The 6,111-nt window shown below is 47.4% G+C and carries 4 protein-coding genes, 1 pseudogene and 1 riboswitch; of the genes and pseudogenes, 1 reads left to right on the top strand and 4 read right to left on the bottom strand.

Annotated features, from left to right (window positions below; translation table 11 throughout):
• Positions 1-413 precede the first annotated feature (413 nt).
• Positions 414-2,288 (bottom strand): ATP-dependent zinc metalloprotease FtsH4, encoded by a 1,875-nt coding sequence (gene ftsH4, locus K4A83_RS21490; protein WP_265266759.1) that lies wholly within the window; start codon positions 2,286-2,288, stop codon positions 414-416.
• Positions 2,289-2,710: 422 nt separating this feature from the next.
• Positions 2,711-2,932: riboswitch (cyclic di-AMP (ydaO/yuaA leader) on the top strand.
• Between the two features lie 446 nt (positions 2,933-3,378).
• Here ftsH4 and K4A83_RS21495 point away from each other — a divergent pair.
• Positions 3,379-3,711, top strand: a complete 333-nt coding sequence (locus tag K4A83_RS21495; RefSeq protein WP_265266760.1) for a hypothetical protein — start codon at positions 3,379-3,381, stop codon at positions 3,709-3,711.
• 98 nt (positions 3,712-3,809) lie between these two features.
• Here K4A83_RS21495 and queC read toward each other — a convergent pair whose 3' ends face one another.
• The 3 genes and pseudogenes from queC to K4A83_RS21510 all read right to left on the bottom strand — a co-directional run.
• Positions 3,810-4,463 carry a 7-cyano-7-deazaguanine synthase QueC gene (queC, locus tag K4A83_RS21500; protein ID WP_265266761.1) on the bottom strand — a complete coding sequence of 218 codons (654 nt, stop codon included), beginning with the start codon at positions 4,461-4,463 and terminating at the stop codon, positions 3,810-3,812.
• A 72-nt stretch (positions 4,464-4,535) separates the two neighbouring features.
• Positions 4,536-5,534 (bottom strand): ParA family protein, encoded by a 999-nt coding sequence (locus K4A83_RS21505; protein WP_265266763.1) that lies wholly within the window; start codon positions 5,532-5,534, stop codon positions 4,536-4,538.
• Positions 5,531-5,884: pseudogene (locus K4A83_RS21510) on the bottom strand (ATP-binding protein); the annotation flags it as partial. The gene K4A83_RS21505 and the pseudogene K4A83_RS21510, both read right to left, overlap by 4 nt.
• Between the last annotated feature and the right edge of the window lie 227 nt (positions 5,885-6,111).

Consider the following 6,111-nt stretch of genomic DNA (forward strand, 5'->3'; position numbering starts at 1 on the left):
TACGGTAGGGCATACCGGAACTCACGCTTGGGGAGAGATTCCCTCTGGCTTGGTTGGATACGTCCTGCCAAGTTAAGGAAACTCGTTGAACCAAGAATCCCTCGCTTTTAGCGATGGGAGTGTCAAAAAATTGTGGTGAAAGGTGGCGTTCATAAGAAAAGGGTGGGAGTTTGGAAACTCAGTGTCTTTAGACCTGAGAGTGTCAATTCCCCCTGTTCCTTGTTCCCTGTTCCCTAGCCCCATGAGTAGAGTTATTCAGCAAGCTCCAATTATTACAGCAAAAAGAAAGGAACAGAAGTTAGACTTCTGTTCCTCCCCAGTGAAACCCAGCCACTAACTAGGACACTATCCAGCTATTAGGACGTAGACCGCACTGAAAAAGTTGCCAACTCGGGGAAGATTTCCCCAAATCCTTACACCATCACGGTTTCTAGGTCTGGATTAACCACTTGTCCCAACAATTGGGCTAAGGTTTCCCCCTCAATAACCTCGGACTCTAGAATTTGGTGGGTAATGGTTTCCATTAAGTCCCGATTCTGACTGAGAATCTGTAAAGCAGATTGGTGCGCTTGTTCTACAATTTCTTTCACTTCCTCATCAATGGCTTTAGCGGTGGAATCGCTGACATTACGACGGGGATTCATCATCCCATCCCCGAGGAAATTATTCTGTCCGCCTTTTTCGTAGGCCAAGGGGCCTAGTACCTTACTCATGCCGTAGGTTGTGACCATACGTTCCGCCAAGTCCGTCGCCCGTTGGAGGTCATTGGCGGCTCCGGTGGTGATACTGCCGAATACAATCTCTTCGGCGGCCCGTCCTCCGAGGAGGGTGGCGATTTGGTTGCGGAGTTCCGTCTCATTCATTAAGAAACGGTCTTCAGTGGGCATTTGTAAGGTGTAACCGAGGGCGGCCATCCCACGGGGGACAATGGAGATTTTGGCGACTTTCCCACCACCGGGGAGGGCAGCCCCGACGAGGGCGTGACCAACTTCGTGATAGGCGACGATTTTTTTCTCTTTCTCGTTGAGGACGCGGCTTTTCTTCTCTAGTCCAGCTACAACGCGCTCGATAGCTTCGGCAAAATCAGCCTGACTGACGGTTTCTCGTTGGTTACGGGCGGCCAGTAAAGCGGCTTCATTGACGAGGTTGGCTAAATCAGCACCTGCAAAACCGGGGGTTCGGGTTGCGATCGCCTTTAAGTCTACATCATGACCGATCTTCACCTTCTGGGCATAGATTTCCAGAATCTTCAACCGTCCCCCTAAATCCGGTCGGTCTACCAACACTTGACGGTCAAAACGACCGGGACGCAACAGCGCGGGGTCTAAGGTTTCCGGTCGGTTAGTAGCCGCTAAAACAATCACCGTCGCCCCTCCGGCCGCGAAACCATCCATTTCGGTCAACAACTGGTTTAAGGTCTGTTCCCGTTCATCATTACCCCCCATAAATCCCCCATTGGCCCGGGATTTACCAATGGCATCTAATTCATCAATAAAGATAATACAAGGGGCTTTCTTCTTCGCCTGTTCAAACAAGTCCCGCACCCGGGCAGCCCCAGCCCCCACGAATAACTCGACAAACTCAGAACCGGAAATACTGAAGAACGAAACCCCCGCTTCCCCGGCCACAGCCTTGGCCAGCAAGGTTTTCCCGGTTCCCGGCGGCCCCACTAACAACACCCCTTTAGGAATTCGCGCCCCGATATTTAAATAGCGTTCGGGGTTTTTCAGAAATTCCACAATTTCCTCTAGTTCGGTTTTCGCCTCTTCTACTCCGGCCACATCGGCAAATGTCACCTTCGTAGCATCATCTTCTACATAGACCTTGGCGCGACTTTTACTAATCGATAGCGCCCCTTGGGGTCCACCACCCCCCCGGCCTAGGAAAAACTGCCAAATCCCGACAAAAATTAGGGGAGGAATCACCCAACTTAGGAGACTGCCCAACCAATTATTGCCTTTGGGTGGGGCTGCCGCAAATTCTACCCCGCTATCTTCTAAGCGTTGGGGTAATTGCAGGTCAAAAATAGGAGTCGTGGCGAGAATTTCCCCCGGTTTATCATCCACTCCTTTCAGTTGATAACGGATTTGATCCTGAGTGACATAGGCTCTTGCTACTTCTCCATCACTCACTTGGTCAATAAAGAGACTATAGGGAACTTGGGGCGGTTTGGAGGCAAAGAGTTGGGGAAAGAAAAGGTTGATTAATAAGAACCCTGTCCCCGCAATTAACAGAATATTGCCCACTAACCGCGTCCAAGAGCGTTGGGGTGTGTTTTTGATGCTCATTGTTTGGTAAATCCCGTTTTTTATCTGAATTTCCCACAGAAGACAATCTGTAATGAATCTTTACTTTTTTATTCTGACAGAAAATAGTAAGGGGGTGGGGTACGGTTTTCCCCTCTTCTCAGCATTTATACTTATTTTGCCCTTTGAAGAATGAGCTTAGTGCAGGCAGTTTTACGCATTGTTACAACTGTGAAAAAAGGTAACAAAAATCTGGCTCAAATTCTTGCTAAATCGTTGACAGATTGAATTTAATTATGTTAGGATTAGACCAAATCGATACAAGAGTCAGCTTAATCCAGCTAGCTCCCAACTTGGAGCCAGTCCTGGGATAGGTGCAAGTCTGAAGGCTAGTGATCTAATCCGAGCTTGATGATTTTGTTACCCAACAGGAAATCTTGTTACTTAACAGGAAGAGGTCAATAAAATACCTATAGCTGGAACGGAGGAACCGATTTAATCGGGGCTAATCTGGTAACGCCATCTCTGGGATAAATTAGATCGGTTGAAAGGTATTGGTTAGAGGTTATGGGTTGGTAAAACCCGAGCAACTTTCGCCCAATAGCTGAAACCCCTAGAGAAAAGGCAGAAGGGAATCTCTCAACCCTAGCCCGTCAGCTAACTCCGTCAGCATTGAGAGAAGACGATTAAAGACAAGCTGATTTACTAATGCCGAGGGGTGATTGTAAATCAATAACCCCTTGGGTTGAGTAAATATAACTCATCGATTGTTCTGGTTCAGGAAGTTCTAGCGATAGATTGAATTGAGATCATTCAACCTATAAGCGGTAGAGCTTGCGAGTGCCTCATGGGTGATCTTTCCTCGTGGAGATCATAACTGGGGTGACTTGTGGATCCGACTTATCTCTGCATTAGGAGTCTCTGCATTAAGAGAACCTCTCTAGAGATCAGTCGGGGGGTGCTTTGTCTATTGCAGACTTCCCGAAACCGAACAGGGGAAAACCCACCAAAAACCCACTAATTATTGAGCGCTTGCGAGAGAATAATTAGGTCAAAGTTTTGGGGTGTCGTTCTTGTATTGATGCAATTAGCGCGAAATAAATTGTCTTTATTATCCCAAGGGTTCTAAGCTATGTACGGACAACTAAATAATGGATTCTCTTCAACCTCATGCCGAATCCAGTCGATTAACTATCATCTAGGGAAAATTGCCAAGCGATTACACCGTTTTCGTTTAATGGATTTAATTATTGTGCCTTTAGTGGCGCTGTTTTCACTAATTATTATGGGTTTTACGGTGATGTCTTTTGTGACAACACTCACTCCTAACCCGACTTGGCCGGTTTTAGTGACGACGGTTTTAACGTTTTCCGGTGCGTCTAAAAGTTATTGGGAAGTGTCCCATTATCTTTGGGAGTTGCCCGATGGTAGTGTTGAAACGTGGCAATTTCCGGTAGAGGGATAGAGTCCCAAACCCAGGTAAAACCGGATGTCGAAAATCCAAAATAATATTTTAAGTTGAATCAGGAAGCCCCATCCTCGCCAACGGCAGGGTGGGGTAGTTCACATCTTAATCCCAGCTTCTCGGAGGGCGCGATCGCGAATTTGACAAGAATCGCACAGACCACAAGGGGTTTCCCCCCCCGCATAACAGGACCAAGTTTTTTCTAGGGGGATGCCTAGTTTTACGGCACGACGCACAATGTCCACTTTGGAATCATGGATGAGGGGGGCGATGAGTTGGGGTGCTTTTCCCTCCACTCCCACTTTAGAGGCCAGATTCGCTAGAGTTTGATAGGCGCTGAGGTATTCGGGGCGACAGTCAGGATACCCGGAATAATCTACGGCATTAATGCCCAGAAAAATGGCCTCTGCTGCTTTAGCTTCGGCCAGGGAAAGGGCGATCGCAATAAAAACCGTATTGCGTCCCGGAACATAGGTAGAGGGGATAACATCGGCTTGGGGACCCTCTTCGGGGAGTGTTTGAGAGAAATCCGTGAGGGAAGATCCTCCCCACTGGGCCAAGTTCACATCAATGGTGTAGTGTTCTGTAATCCCTAAATGTTGTGCGATCGCCTCAGCCGCTTGTAATTCTCGTTCGTGTCGTTGCCCGTAGCGGAAGGAAAGAGCAATCACATCATAACCCTCTGCGATCGCCTGTGCTGCCGTTGTGGAAGAATCTAACCCCCCCGATAGTAAAACAATCGCTCTTTTCATCAACACCCCCAACACCTGAACACCCCTTGATTGTATCGTGAAATACAGAGGAATCAATGGGGGGCTGGACTCTCAGGTGATGGGGGGGAGTTTTGTGCGATCGCCAATTTTATCCGCCAAAGCCTTAAAATCCCAATACACCCCAGTCACGGCCCGACTGTGAGCACCGATTGCACCATCCGCCGGTTTTAGATGAAACATGGGTTTCCGCGCTTCTTGCGCCATTGGCATTAAACTTTGATAATGCTTCAGCAATGCCAGACAATGCTCATCCTTCCCCGGACTAACAGCCGCCTCTCCTTGCCCTTGAATCACCTTGCTATGATACGTTTCTGGAATCCGCCCCATCCAGCGCTCAAAAGCCCTCACCGGACGGTCAAAACGGATAGCGTGTTGTAGAATCACATACCCAATAGGCTGCATTTTACCCGGTGGTAGCCGAAGGTCTGGGACAGGATTCCGCCCGAAACGATCTTGCCATTCTCCCCGCCAACGTTTCACCGTTGGCCCCAAATTTTTCAGACCTTGGAGGGAAAATAAATCTGGAGCCAAGGGAATTACAATATAATCCGCCGCAATCAAAGCCGCCCGATTAATTGCACCCAAGTTAGGGCCTAAATCCATTAAAACGAGATCCGCCTGATGTTCTATCGCTGATTGATGTAGCAATCTCCAAAAAGCAGAAATTACACGAAAAGCCCTTTCTTTCCCATCCAAACAATCGGGCCATTGGGAGGATAATTCATCTTCAAACCCCGATAGAGTTAAATCGCCAATTAACAAATGTAAGTCTAGGTCAATTGTTTCTAATTCGGGCTGGGCAATGTCTCCAATGCCCCGTAATAAGGGTTGAATACAGCGAAAAATAGTATTAGGTTTTTGGGAATCTTCCCAAATTTGTTCTAAGCGATCTTCCTCCAAAAAAGCACTCGTTAAATTCGCTTGAGGATCTAAGTCTGCGGCGATCACTTTGCGGCCTAAATCTCGATACATCCAAGCCAGATGATAGACCAAGGAAGTTTTACCCACTCCCCCTTTATTATTGAAAAAAGCAATAATGGGTGGGTTCATAGGGCAGACCTCACAATAACTAAAGTATAGGCATCGTCTATAACAAATTCTGGAGGTGGATTGCCATTTTTCGCTAATTCTTGACGAGCCGTTGGAATTCCAATGCCAAACCGTTGTACATAGCCTAGATTTTTCATCGCTTCTGCTAAGTGAGGATTACGATAATCTGTCACCCCTTGACCTAAGTTTTCTCGATTGACTTGACCAAATAATCCCCCCGGATTATAAATTTCAATTCTATCTTTAAACCAGTACACTTTAATGGGAGCATTGGTTGCTTCATAGGAACGGTGCAGAATAGCGTTGCTGACCAATTGTCTTAAGGCCGCAATAGGATAATCTGGCTTTATACTAGAAAGGCTTAAAAGGAGGTCATCGGTAATCGTTAAGTTTGCACAAGTTCCATCATCATTGACCCCAATAAAAAGGATTCCCGGTTGATTAGAGTTAGTTGACAACTCCCCGCCGTAAACGGTCGGGGATTCTCGTGTCACAGGGAGACTCTAGCTGGAGTATAAACTCCAACCCCGATATCTTTACCCTCGACGAGCGTTGATACGGTCTGCCCGACCGCATT

Origin of the sequence: Spirulina subsalsa FACHB-351, from assembly GCF_026130165.1 — a bacterium.
GTDB lineage: Bacteria > Cyanobacteriota > Cyanobacteriia > Cyanobacteriales > Spirulinaceae > Spirulina_A > Spirulina_A subsalsa_A.